Source organism: Rhodococcus sp. B50 (assembly GCF_013602415.1).
Taxonomy (GTDB): domain Bacteria; phylum Actinomycetota; class Actinomycetes; order Mycobacteriales; family Mycobacteriaceae; genus Rhodococcus.
Map to the genome: position 1 here is coordinate 3159152 of NZ_WPAG02000002.1, position 17240 is coordinate 3176391.

Consider the following 17240-nt stretch of genomic DNA (forward strand, 5'->3'; position numbering starts at 1 on the left):
TCGAAGGGAACCGCTCCGATGACAGCCGTCCAGGCACCGGTCAGTTCACGTTCTGCTGTGCTGACCGTCAGTGCAGTCGTCCGGGAGACCACCGACGCCGTTTCACTGGTGTTCGACGTACCTGCCGATCGTCGAGCGGACTTCACCTACAAACCCGGCCAGTTTCTGACGCTGCGCATTCCGAGCGACCGGACGGGTTCCGTGGCGCGGTGCTACTCCCTGGCGAGTTCACCGCACGCCGACGAACCGCTCAAGGTCACGGTCAAACGCACCGCGGACGGGTACGGATCGAACTGGCTGTGCGACAACATCACCGCGGGCCAGAGCATGGAGGTGCTGCCTCCCGCAGGAGTCTTCACCCCGGTCGACCTCACCGAGAAACTCGTACTGTTCGCCGGCGGAAGCGGAATCACCCCCGTCATGTCGATCCTCAAGTCGGCACTGCACAGTGGAAACCGCAATGTGGTGGTGGTCTACGGCAATCGTGACGAGAAATCCGTCATCTTCGCCGAGGAACTCCGTGAGCTCGCCGCCCGGCACGCCGATGCTCTCACCGTCGTCCACTGGCTCGAGAGCGTGCAGGGCCTGCCGTCCCCACAGCAACTCGCGACGCTGATCTCCTCCTTCACCGATCACCGCGCGTACATGTGCGGACCCGGCCCCTTCATGGACACGGTCCGCGAAGGACTGCTCCTGGCCGGCGTGCCGAAGGACCGGATCCACGCAGAGGTCTTCACCTCGTTGTCCGGCGATCCGTTCGCCGACGTCCCGGCCGTCGAGATCGACGAGTCGGATGCCGACGCGACCTCGGCGACAGTACAACTCGACGGTGAGGAACACGAGCTCGTGTGGCCCCGCAGCGCCACCCTGGTGGACATCATGCTGTCGAAAGGCCTCGACGTGCCCTACTCGTGCCGGGAGGGCGAGTGCGGGTCGTGCGCGTGCACCGTCCTCGAAGGCGAGGTGGACACCCCGCCGTCCGCGATCCTCGACGAGGAGGACATCGCCAACGGTTACGTCCTCGCGTGCCAGGCCAGGCCCAAGAGCAAGAACGTGCGCATCGACTTCTGAGCCGACGAATCGAGCAGAAGGCCCCGTACCGCGTCCGCGGTACGGGGCCTTCTTTCGTCCGGACAGGATCGTGCCGGGCGGGGATGCCGTGAGCGAAGGGTCGTGAAATGGGGCGTCCCCGGGTGCCGTACGGCATCCGGGGACGAGTAGGGGGATCCGCTGCGGATCAGCGGTTCAGAAGAGCTCGCATCGCTGCGGCTGCACCTTCGACGAGCTTGTTGCGAGGGAAGCCGCTGCGCTTGACGGCGGCTTCGTAGTTTCCTCCGGCCACCCACACCGGGCCGTCCTGGAGGTGCTCGAGGCCCTCACGCGCGACGTCTTCCGGTTCGGCGACGAGCATCCCGGGGATGTCGAAGTTCAGACCCGCGCGCACCATCGCCGGCGTGCGGGTGACACCGAGCACGAGTTCGACCACGTGCACACCGTGCGGCGCGAGCTCGAGCCACAGGCTCTCGGCGAAGACGCGGCTGAACGCCTTCGACGCCGCGTAGATGCTCTGATGTTCGGCGCCCATGTACCCGGAGAGCGAGCCGAGCAGCATGATGCCGCCACGTCCGCGCTCCTTCATCGGTCCGCCGAACAGATGCGACAGCTCGATCTGCCGGTGGACGTTGAGTTCTATGACACCGCGGAAGCCGTCGAGATCGCCGGTGACGAACTCGTGGCCGTAGCTGTTCGCCCCGGCGTTGAAGATGAACAGGCCGACCTCGATGTCCTCGGTCGCCTTGCGGATCTCCTCGACGGCGTCGTCGTCGAGCAGGTCGAGTGCGAGGGTGCGCACCTGCACCCCGTTGCTGCGGGCCTTGTCCGCGGTCTCCTCGAGCGGGCCGGGTTTGCGCGCGATGAGCACGAGATCGAAACCCGCGCGGCTCAATTCGTCGGCGAATGCCGCGCCGACGCCTTCCGATCCGCCGGCGATGACGGCCCACGGGCCGTAGTGCGAGCGGTCGAGGTCGAGGGTTTCGGTCATCGTTGGTCCTTCGAGAAGTAGTGGGAAGCTTGCGGTGTCACTGCGCGAATGTCACTACACGAATGTCATTGCACGATGGGAGCTCGGACCGGAGTGTCGTCGAAGACCTCGATGACACCTGCGGTGGCCGCTCGGGCGATCGCTGCGTCGAGATGTGAGCACGACATCCGGGGTGCACCGGGACGGCCGTCACGTCCGCCGTCCTCCTGTACGACAGGACAACGACGGCGTGCGTCGGCGTTCCACTGGATGGACGTGTGCTCCCAGCTGTTCTTCTGGACCAGCACCTGCGCGGCACATTCGCCGCACCGCAACGGTTCCATCCGGTTCTGCATGATCGTCGCTCCTAGCCCGTGGTGGCGGACTGCTCCGCGGAGTCGGCCTTACGAGCGAGGTTCTCCTCGACTTCCTTCATCCACGCGGCCACCGGACGAGTGGTGTCCATCTCGAATTCGAAGCGATCGGTCATTTCCGGCGTGACGTTCTCGACGTCGACGTAGAACTGCTCGTACCAGCGACGCAGCTGGTAGACGGGACCGTCCTCCTCGCACAGGAGCGGGTTGTCGATGCGAGTCTTGTTCCGCCAGATCTCGATGTCCTGCTCGAAGCCCTTCGCAATGAAGTTCCCGAACTGCTGCGCGGTCTGCAGCGCCTTCTCGCCTTCGAGGCGGTCGGACTTCTTGACGATCATGCCGTACATCAGGACGAACTTGTCCTGCGACACCGGATAGTGGCAGTTGATCAGGACCGACTCGACGTCGTATCCCTCGTACTTGTAGACGAGATCGTCGATCATGAAAGACGGTCCGAAATAGCTTGCATCGGAACTGCTTCCGAGCATCTTCGGCTGCCCCTCCGTATTCGGACGGGTATCCTCGCGGGCCTGGCCCCGCATGAACTGGCTGGCCACGTGACCTTCGAAGACGTTCTTGAAGTAGACCGGGAAGGAGTAGTGCACGTAGAAGAAGTGCGCCATGTCGACGATGTTGTCGATGATCTCGCGGCAGTTGGTGTCGACCTCGGTGGTGTACCAGACCCAGTCGGTCCACTCGTCACTCGTCGCGCCTTCGATGCGCGGGATGGTCACGTCGGCCGGCGGTGGGTTCCCCTGGGGGTCGTGCCACACGAAGAGCATGCCGTCCTGGTCGAGGGTGTGCCATGCGCGGGTCTTCGCGATCGGAGGGACGCGCCGCGCGTACGGGATGTTCTTGCAGCGGCCGTTGCCACCCCAGCGCCAATCGTGGAACGGGCACGCGATCTCGTCACCCTTGACGGTGCCCTGGCTGAGATCGCCACCCATGTGCCGGCAGTACGCGTCGAGAATCCTGATCTCGTCGTTGCTGTCGGCCCACACTACGAGCTTTGTACCGAAGGCATGGACGGAGTGCGGCTTGCCGTCCTTGAAGTCCTTCGACAGACCGAGGCAGTGCCAGCCTCGGGCGAAGCGGGCAGGAGCCGACCCGGCGACGATCTCACGGATTTCGGATTGTTCGGAAGTGCCGAGGCTCACGGTCGTCCGTCCTTTCGGGAGGCAGGAAAGCTTGGGGAATATCCGGCGGCGGAGTCCGCCGGGCGTTCCGTCGCGATACGACCGAACGCTAGGTGATCGGCATCACCCCAGGTGGGGACATCTCACTGGTCGAGACCTTCCGCCGCGGTCATGCGACCGAGGCGGGCTCGGCGGTCGGCAACAGCGCCGCCCGGCCGCTGGCGACGAATTCCTGTTCGATGCGAGCGCGCATCTCGTCGTCGAGCAGGACGTACTCGGGCGTCCGTCCGACGCGCACGTAGACCGGGTCGGTGGTGTTCCACGCGACCGCTCGCAGCGGCGCCTTGTTCACCTTGTTGCTTCCCGTGAGTGGGATCCCGTCGGTGACCCGCACGAACCGCGGCCACCACTTGTCGCCCATGTCGGGTTGCTCGGCGAGGAACGTCCCGAACGTCACCGGATCGAACTCCGCGCCGGACTCGAGTTCGACGGCGCACATGACCTGGTCGCCGGTCGTGGGATCGGGTACGGCAAAGACGGCTGCCGACAGGATGCCCGGTGCTCGGAGGACGATCCGTTCGACGGGGGTCGCGGAGAAGTTCTCGCTGTCCACACGCAGCCAGTCCGACGACCGGCCGGCGAAGTAGAAGAAGTCGTTCTCGTCGCGGTATCCGAGATCCCCCGACCAGAAGTCGTCGCCCTTGATGCGGTCGGCCATCGCCTCCGGGTTCTTGTAGTAGCCCTCGAAGGTGTGCGCGGTACCGCACGCGACGATCTGGCCGACGGCGTCGCTGTTGAGGAGACGCCCCGACTCGTCGAACCGCGCGCGGGGGCACTCCTGGCCGGTGGCCTCGTCGAGGATGCGGACGTCGACCCCGCCGACCGCGACGCCGAGCGACCCGGGCGGGGTGTCGGGGGTGCGGTTGATGCGGAAGACGCCTTCACTCATTCCGTAGCCTTCGACAACCGTGCATCCGAAGCGTTCGGAGAAGCGGGCGACGTCGGCTTCCGACGCCTCGGTGCCGAATGCCAGTTCCAGGGTGCTCGTGCGGTCGCGCGGGTCCTCCGGCCGGCTCAGGACGTACGACAGGGCGCGTCCCACATAGTTGACGAAGGTGGCGCCGTAGCGGTGGATGTCCTCCGAGAACCGGCTCGCGGAGAACTTCCGGATGAGGCAGACGGTCGCGCCGGCCCGCATGGCCGTACCGAGGTTGAGCATCAGCGCATTGCCGTGGAAGAGCGGCATGCACAGATAGGCGACCGAATCCTCGCGCATGCGAACACGTTCGGTGAGAGGGCCGAGGAGCCGCGCGAGTCGGCCCTGGCCGACGATCACGGCCTTGGGGGCCCCGGTGGAACCGGAACTGAACAACAACAGCGCGATGTCGTCGGCGGACGGGATCGTGTCCGGCAGATCCGCGCCGCGGAAGGGCGCGAGGAACTCCTCGTAACGATCGTCGTCGATGTCGAGGATGCGGTCGGCCGGCAATCCGTGGCCGGTGCCCTCGAGCAGGTGGGCGAGGCGGGATTCGGTGACGACCAGGTCGATGTCCGCGTGCTCGATGTCGCGGGCGATCTCCGGGCCACTGCGGCTGGCGTTGATGCCCACGACGGCCGCACCGGCCATCGCGCCGGCACCGATCCAGAAGACGAAGTCCGGGACGTTCTCGAGCAGCACCCCGATGTGGCGCTGCCGATCTGCGGGAACAGGCACGGCCGCGACGAGCGCGGCGGCACGATCCGCACTCTCCTGCACGACCTCCCCCCAGGTCCACTGCCGGTCCTCGAAACGCAGACCCACCTTCGGGTCACCGTGACGAGCGCGCACTACTTCGGCGAACGTGTCCAACTCTTTCCTCCAGACAGTTGTGCGGATCAGGCGAATGCGGCGCGGCCACCGGACAGGACGGCCCCGGCGTCGGTGACGACGTCGAACCGGGCGTCCGTCGCGTCACCCCAGGCACGTACCTGTGCGGTGTGACCGGGGAAGACGGGGGCCGCGAACCGTCCGAACAGCGTCGTCAGGTCGGCGGGGTGGACTCCGAGCATGTCCGCCAGCGGCAGGGTCGCGGCCGCGAGCGTGCACAGTCCGTGCAGGATGGGGCGCGGTTGACCGATACGGGCAGCCGCAGCGGGATCGATGTGGATATGGTGCCGGTCGCCGGTGAGACGGTAGAGCGCGGCCTGGTCGGCGTGCGTGGCGAGCGTGCCGACCACGTCCGCCTGCCCTTCCGGTGCAGCCGGTGCCGACGGTCCACGCTCACCACCGAAGCCGCCCGCTCCCGGTGCGAACAACGACCAGGTCGCCACGAAGAAGGCGCTCTCTACGACGACCTCGAAGACCGCCGCGCGACCCTTGTCCCAGACCTCCCCGACACGCGCCGACATCATGATCTCCCCCGACCGGGGCAACGGAGCGAGAACCTCGAGGCTCTGGGAGCCGTGCAGTGCGGTGCTCGTGTCGAATGCACCGAGTGCGCCGAGCGCATCGGGTGCCCACTGGGCCAGTGTGAGGGCGAACGTCGGCAGCACCCGTAGCTGCTCCTCGAACACGAGGTCGAGATCGGTGGCAGAGGCACCCACGGCGAGCGCGTACAGGATCGCGTCCCGTTCGTCGTAGCCGATCGTGCGGGTGCCCAGGTCGTGGCCGCGCCACTGCGCGGGCGACACCGTCGTTGCGGTCATGGGATCGGATGTCCTCTCTCGGGTACGGCGCCGGGCCGCGGTCCCACGGACACAGGACCTCGGTTGCCTACAGACGCCCAGGTCGAAGGCTAAAGAGCCCGACGGTGCCCGTCACCGCTCGTCTCACTCACCGGTACATTCGAAACCTGGATGACGGGTCGTGAGATTCTGGCGAGACGCACTCGTCGGAGGAGGGACGTTCGTGAAGCGCGCAGGGGCAACGGTGGGAGACGCGCGATGACCATCCCGTCCGATCCCTCCCATTTCCTCGACCAGCTGGTCTCCCGGCTCACGGGTCCGGGCGGCGAGTTCGAGATCGTCATGCAGGAAGTCCTGGGCACCGAGATGCCCGTCATGCGCAAACGCGACCTTGCCGTCGCCGACCTGCTGTCGCAATCCCTCGTGTGGGGCGACCGCGAGTACCTCGTCACCACCGATCAGCGGATCACCTTCGCCCAGAATGCCCGCATGTCCTATGCCCTCGCCGCCGGGCTTCACGAGCGGTACGGGGTGGGCGTGGGCGACCGGGTCGCGATCCTGTCGGCGAACAGACCCGAGTGGGTCACCGCGTTCTGGGCGACGCAGGCCCTCGGTGCGATCGCGGTGGGCCTGAACGCGTGGTGGGTGCAGCCGGAACTCGAGTTCGGTATCCGCCATTCGCGGCCCCGCGTGGTGTTCGTCGACGGTCCGCGCGTTGCGGCCGTGGCCGGCATCGATCGCACGGAGACGGTGGTGCTGTCGATCGAGGAGGACCTGCCGCGTCTGATCGCCGAATTCGACGGCGCACAACCGCCGCCCCCGAGGATCGCCGAGGACGATCCGGCCGTCCTCCTGTACACCTCCGGCACGAGTGGCGACCCGAAGGGTGCGCTGCACTCGCAGCGGAATCTGCTGGCGGTGGTCGACTACCACCGGTACCTCGACGCGATCGCGACGATCTGGACCGGAGCGGCCTACGACCGGTCGGTGCCGTCGGATTCGCGATACCTGCTGACGTCGTCGCTGTTCCACATCACGAGCCTGCACAACACGATCGTTCCGCGTCTGGCCACCGGCAGCGCCGTGGTGATGAACCAGGGATGGTTCGGGGTGCGCCCGGTGCTCGAGCTCATCGAGGCGGAGCAGGTCACCCACTGGATGGCCGTGCCGTCGATGGCGGCGCGGATGCTCGAGGACGAGGATCTGGATCGTTACGACCTGACATCCCTGAACCGCTTCACGTTGTCCTCGGAGCCGTCGACGCCGGAGTTCAAACAACGACTGCGCGAACGCCTTCCGTTCGGCAAGCACGCCATGGTCGACAGCTACACCATCACCGAGTGCAGTACCTCGATCGCCGTGGCGTCCGCCGCGGAACTCGAACGGTATCCCGGCACGGTGGGCGCGCCGATCATCACGGTGAGCCTGGAGATCCGGGATCGGACGGGCGCCTGGCTCCCCGACGGTCACGTGGGCGAGGTGTGCGTGCGCAGCCCGTTCGTCATGTTGGGTTATTGGGACGACGAGGCCGCGACGGCCGCGGCGATCACTCCCGACCGTTGGTTGCGCACGGGTGATTTCGGCGTCGTCGAGAACGGCCGGTTGCGGCTGGTGGGCCGGCGGGCCGATCTCATCGAGCAGAACGGCGAGAACGTCTATCCCTCGGAGGTCGAAGGCGTACTGGCGCAACACCCGGCGGTCCGCGAGTGCATGGTGACCGGCGCACCCCATCAGGAGTGGGGGCAGGAGGTCGCGGCGGTGGTGGTGCTCGTCGAGGGCCGTTCGGTCACCGCCGAGGAACTGACGACCTTCGTCTCCGAGAAGCTCGCGTATTTCAAAGTGCCCACACAGTGGACACTGACCCGTGAACTGCTGCCACGCAACGCGACCGGGAAGATCATCCGCAAGGGCTGGCGCGACACGTCCGGCCCCTGGTAGCCGCACGCCGCCTCCCACGCCCGCCACCGGGTGGACCGGACCGGAGCCCGGTCCACCCGAACGGGGTGTGCTCAGCTCAACCGCTCGAGCACCATCGCCATGCCCTGACCGCCGCCGACGCACATCGTCTCGACACCGAACTGCTTGTCGTGGGTGCGCAGGTTGTTGATGAGCGTCGTGGTGATGCGAGCACCGGTCATACCGAAGGGATGACCGAGGGCGATCGCGCCACCGGCGACATTGAGCTTGTCCTCGTCGATCCCCAGTTCGCGGGCCGAACCGAGCACCTGCACGGCGAACGCCTCGTTGATCTCGAACAGGTCGATGTCGTCGATGCCCATGTTCGCATTCGCGAGGGCCTTGCGAGTCGCATCGATGGGTCCGAGGCCCATGATCTCCGGCGACAGGCCCGAGACACCGGTGGAGACGATGCGCGCCAGCGGGGTGAGCCCGAGTTCCTTCGCCTTCGTGTCGGACATGATCACCAGAGCGGCGGCACCGTCGTTGAGCGGGCACGCGTTGCCGGCGGTCACGGTCCCGTCGGGACGGAAGACCGGCTTCAACTGGCTGACCGCCTCGTAGGTGGTGCCCGGTCGCGGACCGTCGTCGGTGCTGACGACCGTGCCGTCGGCGAGGGTCACCGGGGTGATCTCCCGTTCGAAGAAGCCGCTCTTGATGGCCTCCTCGGCCCGATTGTGCGAGCGCACGCCCCAGCGGTCCTGGTCCTCGCGGGAGATCCCGGTGTGGGACGCGACGTTCTCGGCGGTCTGCCCCATCCCGAGGTAGACATCGGGCAGGAGACCCTCTGTTCGCGGGTCGGTCCACGGCACTCCGCCTTCGGCGAGCTTCGCACTGCGCGCCTGGGCGTCGTCGAACAACGGGTTCTTGGTGTCGGGCAGACCGTCGGCATTGCCGGTCACGAAGCTCGACACCGATTCGACACCGGCGGAGACGAACACGTCGCCTTCACCGGCTTTGATGGCGTGCAGCGCCATGCGCGTGGTCTGCAGCGACGACGAGCAGTACCGGTTGACCGTCACCCCGGGAAGGAAGTCGTAGCCGAGCTGCACCGCGACCACGCGGGCGATGTTGAAGCCGGACTGACCTGCGGGCTGTCCACAGCCGAGCATGAGGTCGTCGATCTCGGTGGGATCGAGGTCGGGGACCTTCGCGAGCGCCGCGGCGACCATCTGGGTCGCCAGGTCGTCCGGACGGATCGACGCGAGCGAGCCCTTGCGTGCTCGCCCGATCGGCGACCGTACTGCGGACACGATTACTGCTTCGGGCATCTTCTCTCCTCGATGTTCCGGTCGTACTGCGACCTTACGACCCTCTGGGTCCAGCGGCTATCCTGTGCTAACTTACCAAGCAATCGCTTGGTTCGGTACAGACGTTAGGAACATGCCATGGGCATCACCTCGACCTCCGACAGCGCCGGTATCACCACGGTCACCGTCGACTTCCCGCCCGTGAACGCTCTCCCCTCACAGGCCTGGTTCGACCTGGCCGAGGCCGTCACCACGGCCGGGCGCAGCCTCGACACCCACGCGGTGATCCTGCGCGCCGAAGGCAGAGGCTTCAACGCAGGTGTGGACATCAAGGAAATGCAGGCCACGGAGGGCTACGACGCCCTCATCGCCGCCAACCACGGTTGCGCCGCCGCGTTCGCCGCGGTCTACGACTGCGAAGTACCGGTGATCGTCGCCGTCAACGGCTTCTGCGTCGGTGGGGGCATCGGCCTCGTCGGCAACGCGGACGTCATCGTCGCCTCCGACGACGCCGTCTTCGGCCTGCCCGAGGTGGACCGCGGCGCACTCGGAGCCGCAACCCATCTCGCGCGCCTCGTCCCCCAGCACATGATGCGCACCCTGTACTACACGGCGCAGAACGTCACCGCGCAGCAGCTCGAGCACTTCGGTTCGGTGTACAAGGTCGTCCCGCGCAACGAACTCGACGCTGTCGCACGCGAGATCGCCGAGACGATCGCCGCGAAGGACACCCGCGTCATCCGGCGCGCGAAGGAAGCCATCAACCGCATCGACCCCGTCGACGTCAAGACGAGCTACCGCCTCGAGCAGGGGTTCACCTTCGAACTGAATCTCGCCGGCATCGCCGACGAGCACCGCGACGAGTTCGTCGCAACCGGAAAACCGCGCAGCAACAGCTGACGCCTCACACCACCAGGAGTTCGGAACACCATGCGTGACAAGAGAATGTCGCTCGACGACGTGGTCGGCGAGCTGCGCAGCGGAATGACCATCGGCCTCGGTGGCTGGGGGTCGCGCCGCAAGCCTATGGCCCTCGTCCGAGCGATCCTCCGCTCGGATGTCGAGGATCTGACGGTCGTCACCTACGGCGGCCCCGATCTGGGTCTGCTGTGCTCGGCGGGCAAGGTGAAGAAGGCGTACTACGGGTTCGTGTCGCTCGATTCGGCACCGTTCTACGACCCGTGGTTCGCCAAGGCCCGGACGAACGGCGAGATCGTCGCCCGCGAGATGGACGAGGGCATGATCAAGTGCGGCCTGGAAGCCGCCGCCGCACGTTTGCCGTTCCTGCCCATCCGCGCAGGCCTGGGCTCGGCCGTCGTCGACTTCTGGGAGGGCGAACTGAAAACCGTCACGTCGCCGTATCCCGGACCGGCCGGCACGGAGACCCTCATCGCCATGCCGGCGCTGAACCTCGATGCGGCGTTCGTGCATCTCAACATCGGCGACAAGCACGGCAACGCCGGCTACCAGGGTGTCGACCCGTACTTCGACGACCTCTACTGCATGGCAGCCGAACGGCGCTACGTCTCCGTCGAGAAGATCGTCGAGACCGAGCAGCTCGTGAAAGAGGTTCCGCTGCAGCAGCTCCTGCTCAATCGCATGATGGTCGACGGGATCGTCGAAGCGCCGAACGGGGCGCACTTCACCCTCGCCGGCGACAGCTACGGTCGCGACGAGAAGTTCCAGCGCCACTACGCCGAGTCCGCCAAGGACCCCGAGTCCTGGAAGGCATTCGTCGACCGCTTCCTCTCGGGCAGCGAGGACGACTACCAGGCCGCAGTCCAGAAGTTCGCACAGGAGCAGTCATGACCACCACCGAGACCGTGACCCGCGCCGAGTACTGCGCGATCGCATGCGCCGACATCTTCTCCGGTGCCGGCGAGATCATGGCGAGCCCGATGGCGACGCTGCCGCAGATCGGGGCGCGGCTGGCCAAGCTCACCACCGAGCCCGACCTGCTGATCACCGACGGAGAAGCACTCATCCTCGCCGACGTTCCGGCCCTCGGAGCGAAAGCGCCGATCGAAGGCTGGATGCCGTTCCGCAAGGTGTTCGACGTCGTCGCGTCGGGTCGCCGCCACGTGGTGATGGGCGCCAACCAGATCGACCGCTACGGCAACCAGAACCTGTCGGCCTTCGGTCCGCTCCAGCAGCCGACACGTCAGATGTTCGGTGTGCGCGGCGCTCCCGGCAACACCATCAACCACGCGACCAGCTACTGGGTCGGCAAGCACTCGTCGCGCGTGTTCGTGGACACGGTCGACATCGTCTCCGGTGTCGGATACGACAAGGTCGATCCCGAGAACCCGGCGTTCCGCTTCCTGAACATCCCGCGGGTCGTCACCAACCTCGGTGTCTTCGACTTCGGCGGCCCCGGCCACACCTTCCGCGCACTCTCGCTGCACCCCGGTGTCGAGGCCGCGACCGTCGCCGAGAACACCTCCTTCGAGGTCACCGGTCTCGACGAGGCCGACGTGACCCGCGAGCCCACCGCCGAGGAACTGCGCCTGATCCGAGAGGTCATCGACCCCAGGGGACTCCGCGACCGTGAGGTTGCGCTGTGAGCACCTTGCGCACAGCACTGACGGAGCTCGTGGGCATCGAACATCCCGTCGTCCAGACCGGCATGGGCTGGGTGTCCGGTCCGCGGCTGACAGCCGCGACCTCGAACGCCGGTGGCCTCGGTATCCTCGCGTCGGCAACGATGACCTATCCCGAACTCGAAGCGGCAGTGACGAAGACGAAGTCGCTCACCGACAAGCCGTTCGGTGTCAACATGCGCGCCGACGCTTCCGACGCGGGCGAGCGCATCGACCTGCTGATCCGCGAGAAGGTGAAGGTCGCGTCGTTCGCCCTCGCACCGAAGAAGGAGCTGATCGCCAAGCTCAAGGACCACGGCATCGTCGTGATCCCGTCGATCGGAGCGGCGAAGCACGCCGTGAAGGTCGCTTCGTGGGGGGCCGACGCGGTGATCGTGCAGGGCGGTGAGGGCGGTGGCCACACCGGTCCGGTCGCGACCACCCTGCTGCTCCCGAGCGTGCTGGACGCCGTCGACATCCCGGTGGTCGCCGCCGGTGGCTTCTTCGACGGTCGCGGGCTCGCGGCCGCACTGTCCTACGGTGCAGCGGGTGTCGCCATGGGAACGCGCTTCCTGCTCACCAGCGACAGCGCGGTGCCCGATTCCGTGAAGCAGCAGTACCTCGCGCGTGGCCTCCAGGACACGACGGTCTCGCTCAAGGTCGACGGCATGCCGCACCGGGTGCTCAACACCGATCTGGTGAACAGTCTCGAGAAGTCGAGTTACGCCAAGGGGCTGGTCGCGGCCGCGCGGAACGCGGCGAAGTTCAAGTCGATGACGGGCATGAAATGGTCGACCATCGTCAAGGACGGCCTCGCCATGAAGAAGGCGAGCGACCGCACCTGGCAGCAGATCATCATGGCCGCCAACACCCCGATGCTCCTCAAGGCCGGTCTGGTGGAAGGCAACACCGAAGCCGGTGTGCTCGCCTCCGGTCAGGTCGTCGGCATGCTCGACGACCTGCCGAGCTGCCAGGAGTTGATCGACCGTATCGTCGCCGAGGCCGTCGAACGCATCGACGCTCTCGCGGCTCTCCGTCATACGGAACCGTCCGTATAACAACCGGATTCGAGACCGGTGTTGTTGTCGAAACTTTCGAGGGAATCGACAACGACACCGGTCTCGTTCGTTCCGGCGGCAGTTATTCGGCAGTGAGAGCGCTCAGGAGCGTTCTCGTGCGGTGAACCGACGCTCGCGCATCGTCGCCGACGGGGAAGATCGCGGCCCAGATGTCGGTAGCGCCCGCGTCGAGCAGTCCCTGCAGTTGCCGGCGCACCGACTCCTCGTCGCCGACGATCGCAATGTCCGCCGGGGTGCTTGCGCCCCCTTCCTCCAGGACCCGTCGATAGCTGGGCATCCCCGCGTAGGACGTCGCGGTCGCGGCGACCGCGTCACGCGCCGCATCCGGATCGTCGTGGACTGCGACGGGCAGTCCCGCCACGATGCGCGGCGCCGGTCGGCCGGCGCGTTCGGCAGCCGACCGGATTGCGGGTGAGATCCGCGATTCGATCACCTTCGGTGCCGCCATCCACAGGACCGTCCCGTCTGCGTACTGCCCTGCGACCCGCAGCATCCGCGGCGACATGGCGGACAGCAGGACCGGCACCTCATGTGCGACGGCGACCATCCGGCCCGCACTCCGGGTGGACCACGCCTCGCCTCTGAAGTCGACCTCCTCACCGCGCAGGAGTGCGGCGACGATCCGGATGTATTCCTCGGTGTTCTGCCCCGGAGTGTCGTACGACAGTCCGTAGACGTCCCGGACCAGACTCTCGTGCGACGGCCCCAGCCCGAGCGTGAAACCCGGCCGACCCATCGCCTCGGCTACCGACGCCACCCGGTTCGCCTGGAGCAGCGGGTGGCACGGGTAGGTCTGGAGCACGGCAGTGCCGAGTTCGATCGACCGGGTTTCGCGACCGGCAACCGCAAGAGCCGTCAGCGGATCTCCCGCCACAGTGCTCGCGAACCACAGCGACGTGAAACCGTCCGCCTCCGCCTTCTGCACCTGTTTCACGATCTTGTTCGTGGACGACGCGCCGCCCGTGAGTCCGATACGCATGATGCACCTCCGCCACACCCGTTCACATTTGTTGTCGAGAACAGTACTCTCCTGAAACGAGAGTGTTAATTCCCAGCGGAGGAGACCACTGTGTTTGCCGATACCCAGTCGATCTCCGCGGAGATCGGCGTCGAGATCTCCGGCGTCGACGGACGCTCCCTGACCGATCCGCGCGCGGCCGAACGCTGCCGTGAACTCATCGACGAATACGGTGTCGTCGTCTTCCGCGAGACCGGCATCGACGATGCCGACCTCGTGACGTTGAGCCGGATGCTCGGCGAGGTCGTCGTCCCCCGCATGGGTGGCCAGGAAGACCATCCCGAGGTCTCCGCCATCAGCCTCGACCCGACCAAGACCGTCCTCGCCGCATACAACCAGGGCACCTTCCACTGGCATATCGACGGCGCCACAGACGAGATCCCGCAGAAGGGAACCCTTCTCACCGCTCTGGAGGTGTCGGACGAAGGTGGGGACACCGAGTTCGCGAACACCTATGCGTCGTACGAGGCACTGTCCGACCGGGACAAGGCCGAGTTCGAGAATCTTCGTGTCGTCCACAGCTTCGCGACCGCACAGCGGCTCGCCAACCCGGATCCGACCGACAAGCAGGAAGCAGCCTGGGCGACGGTCCCCGACCGCGAGCATCCGCTCGTGTGGACCAGGCGCAACGGTCGCAAGTCGCTGTTGATCGGAGCGACTGCGTCCCACGTGGTCGGCCGGCCGGAAGAGAAGGGACGGCGCCTCATCGGCAGGCTGCTCGCCTGGTCGACCCAACCGCGCTTCTCGCTCCGGCACCACTGGCGCCCGGGTGATCTGGTGCTGTGGGACAACACCGGCATGCTGCATCGCGCAGTCCCCTACGCCCCCACATCTCCACGGCTGATGCACCGGACCACCCTCGCCGGCGAGGAAGCAGTCGCATGAGCGATCTCGCCGACCTGCAACGCGATGTCCGGTACCTCCTCGACCGCACCGCCATCCTCGACTGCATCGCCGCACACGCCCGCGGGTGTGATCGGCACGACGCCGACCTGCTCTGCAGCACTTACCACGACGACGGGATCGACGAGCACGGCACGACCGTCAACAGCGGTCCGGACTACGCGCAGTGGGCGAACACCGTGCACGCCGCCACCTCACGAGCACACACCCACAATGTCACCACTCATCTCTGCGAGATCGACGGTGACACGGCCCACTGCGAGAGCTACGTGCTCGTCGGTCTGCTCGGACCGGACGCGCGCACGGTCCAGCTGATGAGCGGGCGGTACATCGACCGGCTCGAGAAGCGCGACGGCACGTGGCGGATCGCCGTCCGGAGGTCCACGGTGGAATGGAGCGCGGCGGCCGACGCGTCGATCCTGACGTCGCCGTATTTCCTTCGTCAGGGCTTCGCCAACGGCACGCGGGACACCGACGACCTGTCCTATCGCCGCCCCTTGTGCGCGGAGACTCCCGCACCCGCCCGGTGGGCACAGGCGAGCGACTCGGTTCCCGGGTCACAGGAAGGACCCCTATGAGTCGACGGAGATCGTCGTACCCCGCGCTCCTCGCGCTCTGTTCGACACTGTTCCTCATCACTGCCTGCGGAGGTTCCGGTGCGGGCGCTGCCGCCTCGGCGAACGAGTCCGCCGGTGATCCGGTACTCGGCGGATCCGCGCGGATCGTCCAGGTTCGCGAGCCCGTCACGCTCGACCCGGCGGTCCTCGCCAACAACTGGGTCGGACAGGCGATGCTGGGCAACGCTGTGTTCGGAACACTGATGGTCGACGACCCGGCGACACTCGAGGTGGAACACAAACTTGCCACGGACTTCTCGACCGCAGACGGTGGTGCCACGTTCACGTTGACCCTCCGGCCGGATCTCGTATTCTCGGACGGAACGCCGCTCGACGCGGAGGCAGTGGCGTTCAACTGGAATCGGCACCGCGACCCGGCCGTCGCATCGAATGCGCTCGCGCAGGCGTCGCAGATCGCATCGACCGAAGTAGTGGACGACGCCACCCTGCAGATCACCATGCGCTCGCCGAATCCCCACTTCGCTCATGCGATCACCTCGAGTTCACTGAATTGGATCGCCTCCCCCACCGCCCTCGCGAAGGGCCCGGAAGCGTTCAATGCCGAACCGATCGGTGCGGGCCCCTTCGTCCTGACCGAATGGGCACGCCAGGATCGCATGGAACTCGAACGGAACCCGAACTATTGGGACTCACCGCGACCGTACCTGGACCGCATCACGTTGGTCACCGTCAGCGACGTCAACCAACGCACGAATGTGCTTGCCAGTGGCGCAGTGGATCTGGTCGCGGAGTCGAGTTGGTCGGCGCTGACACGGGCGGAGCAGGCGGGGTTCCCGACGCAGATCGTCCCGGAAGGCGGTGGGCAGTACATCGCCCTCAACGCGCGGCGAGCACCGTTCGACGACGTCAGAGCGCGAAAGGCTGTGGCCGCCGCGGTGCAACTCGACGACATCAACAACGCGGTCTTCGAAGGAAACGGCGAAGTGCCGGGTACGTTGTTCCAGGAGTCGTCGCCGTTCTTCGCGGACATACCGCTGCAACGACACGATCCCGCCGAGGCACAGCGGCTGTTCGACGAACTCGCTTCCGAGGGTAAGCCGGTGGAGTTCACATTCCTGGCCACATCTCTCGTCGAGATCCGAACGGTGGCAGAGACGGTTCAGGCGCAACTCGGCGCCTACGACAACGTCGACGTCAAGGTCGAAGTACTCGACTATGCGGCCTTCATGCCGCGGTACGCAGCACGGGATTTCGACGCGACCATCTGGTCGGCCGATGTACAGGAACCGCACACCACGCTGTGGCACCAGTTCCATTCTGCGTCGTCGGGAAATGTTGCAGGTATCGCCGACCCCGCGCTGGACGCCGCCCTCGAGTCCGGCCGGCTGGCGACCTCACCGGACGAGCGGGTCGAGGCCTACACGACGGTCCAACAGCGACTTTCCGATCTCGACGTCGGCATCTGGTACGTGCGCGCGGCGCCCTCGGTGATCCACAGTTCCGACATCCACGGAGTCCGCATGTACGCGTTGGGTTCTCCCCTGCCGGAAGAACTGTGGTCGACCGAGTCCGGATAGCCCACGCAATCGAGTCCGGCGTTGTTGTCGATCTTTCACCGACGAACGACAACAACGTCGGTCCCGATCCGCCGGTCCGGTCGTTGACGAATCCGTCGACCCCGCG

16 protein-coding genes are annotated in these 17240 nt (G+C 66.5%); 9 read left to right on the forward strand and 7 right to left on the reverse strand.

Annotation, left to right across the window (positions count from 1 at the left end; genetic code table 11):
* The first annotated feature begins 18 nt into the window (after positions 1-18).
* Positions 19-1071 carry a ferredoxin--NADP reductase gene (locus GON09_RS14920; protein ID WP_213932465.1) on the forward strand — a complete coding sequence of 351 codons (1053 nt, stop codon included), beginning with the start codon at positions 19-21 and terminating at the stop codon, positions 1069-1071.
* A gap of 166 nt (positions 1072-1237) precedes the next feature.
* Here the strand turns inward: GON09_RS14920 and GON09_RS14925 are convergent, their stop codons facing one another.
* The 5 genes from GON09_RS14925 to GON09_RS14945 form a co-directional block, all read right to left on the reverse strand.
* Positions 1238-2041 carry an SDR family NAD(P)-dependent oxidoreductase gene (locus GON09_RS14925; RefSeq protein WP_213932466.1) on the reverse strand — a complete coding sequence of 268 codons (804 nt, stop codon included), beginning with the start codon at positions 2039-2041 and terminating at the stop codon, positions 1238-1240.
* Between the two features lie 65 nt (positions 2042-2106).
* The gene (locus GON09_RS14930) at positions 2107-2376 is read right to left on the reverse strand and encodes a hypothetical protein (protein WP_244865517.1); all 270 of its coding nucleotides are present in this window, start codon (positions 2374-2376) and stop codon (positions 2107-2109) included.
* Positions 2377-2387: 11 nt separating this feature from the next.
* Positions 2388-3551 carry a Rieske 2Fe-2S domain-containing protein gene (locus GON09_RS14935; RefSeq protein WP_213932467.1) on the reverse strand — a complete coding sequence of 388 codons (1164 nt, stop codon included), beginning with the start codon at positions 3549-3551 and terminating at the stop codon, positions 2388-2390.
* Between the two features lie 148 nt (positions 3552-3699).
* Positions 3700-5379 carry an AMP-binding protein gene (locus GON09_RS14940; protein WP_244865518.1) on the reverse strand — a complete coding sequence of 560 codons (1680 nt, stop codon included), beginning with the start codon at positions 5377-5379 and terminating at the stop codon, positions 3700-3702.
* Positions 5380-5405: 26 nt separating this feature from the next.
* Positions 5406-6215 carry a MaoC/PaaZ C-terminal domain-containing protein gene (locus GON09_RS14945; RefSeq protein WP_213932468.1) on the reverse strand — a complete coding sequence of 270 codons (810 nt, stop codon included), beginning with the start codon at positions 6213-6215 and terminating at the stop codon, positions 5406-5408.
* 237 nt (positions 6216-6452) lie between these two features.
* On the opposite strand from GON09_RS14945, the gene GON09_RS14950 reads away from it, so the two are divergent.
* Complete coding sequence (locus GON09_RS14950) at positions 6453-8132, forward strand: class I adenylate-forming enzyme family protein (RefSeq protein WP_213932469.1); 1680 nt, start codon at positions 6453-6455, stop codon at positions 8130-8132.
* A 71-nt stretch (positions 8133-8203) separates the two neighbouring features.
* Here the strand turns inward: GON09_RS14950 and GON09_RS14955 are convergent, their stop codons facing one another.
* Entirely contained in the window at positions 8204-9421 is a 1218-nt protein-coding gene (locus GON09_RS14955) for an acetyl-CoA C-acetyltransferase (RefSeq protein ID WP_213932470.1), read from the reverse strand.
* A 117-nt stretch (positions 9422-9538) separates the two neighbouring features.
* Between GON09_RS14955 and echA20 the strand changes: the two genes are divergently transcribed.
* The 4 genes from echA20 to ipdC are packed head-to-tail and all read left to right on the forward strand — an operon-like array spanning position 9539 to position 13037.
* Positions 9539-10300, forward strand: a complete 762-nt coding sequence (echA20, locus tag GON09_RS14960) for a (7aS)-7a-methyl-1,5-dioxo-2,3,5,6,7,7a-hexahydro-1H-indene-carboxyl-CoA hydrolase (RefSeq protein WP_213932471.1) — start codon at positions 9539-9541, stop codon at positions 10298-10300.
* Positions 10301-10330: 30 nt separating this feature from the next.
* A complete protein-coding gene (locus GON09_RS14965) occupies positions 10331-11209 on the forward strand; it encodes a CoA transferase subunit A (RefSeq protein ID WP_213932472.1) in 879 nt (292 codons plus the stop codon).
* Entirely contained in the window at positions 11206-11964 is a 759-nt protein-coding gene (gene ipdB / locus GON09_RS14970; RefSeq protein ID WP_213932473.1) for a cholesterol ring-cleaving hydrolase subunit IpdB, read from the forward strand. The genes GON09_RS14965 and ipdB overlap by 4 nt, the downstream gene beginning before the upstream one ends.
* Complete coding sequence (gene ipdC, locus GON09_RS14975; protein WP_213932474.1) at positions 11961-13037, forward strand: (3aS,4S,5R,7aS)-5-hydroxy-7a-methyl-1-oxo-octahydro-1H-indene-4-carboxyl-CoA dehydrogenase; 1077 nt, start codon at positions 11961-11963, stop codon at positions 13035-13037. The genes ipdB and ipdC overlap by 4 nt, the downstream gene beginning before the upstream one ends.
* 82 nt (positions 13038-13119) lie before the next feature.
* On the opposite strand, the gene GON09_RS14980 is transcribed toward ipdC, so the two are convergent.
* Entirely contained in the window at positions 13120-14037 is a 918-nt protein-coding gene (locus tag GON09_RS14980; protein WP_213932475.1) for a TIGR03564 family F420-dependent LLM class oxidoreductase, read from the reverse strand.
* Positions 14038-14127: 90 nt separating this feature from the next.
* Between GON09_RS14980 and GON09_RS14985 the strand changes: the two genes are divergently transcribed.
* The 3 genes from GON09_RS14985 to GON09_RS14995 are packed head-to-tail and all read left to right on the forward strand — an operon-like array spanning position 14128 to position 17134.
* Positions 14128-14961 carry a TauD/TfdA dioxygenase family protein gene (locus tag GON09_RS14985; protein WP_213932476.1) on the forward strand — a complete coding sequence of 278 codons (834 nt, stop codon included), beginning with the start codon at positions 14128-14130 and terminating at the stop codon, positions 14959-14961.
* Positions 14958-15557 carry a nuclear transport factor 2 family protein gene (locus GON09_RS14990; protein ID WP_213932477.1) on the forward strand — a complete coding sequence of 200 codons (600 nt, stop codon included), beginning with the start codon at positions 14958-14960 and terminating at the stop codon, positions 15555-15557. Before GON09_RS14985 ends, GON09_RS14990 begins: the two co-directional genes overlap by 4 nt.
* Complete coding sequence (locus GON09_RS14995; protein WP_213932478.1) at positions 15554-17134, forward strand: ABC transporter substrate-binding protein; 1581 nt, start codon at positions 15554-15556, stop codon at positions 17132-17134. The genes GON09_RS14990 and GON09_RS14995 overlap by 4 nt, the downstream gene beginning before the upstream one ends.
* Positions 17135-17240 lie beyond the last annotated feature (106 nt).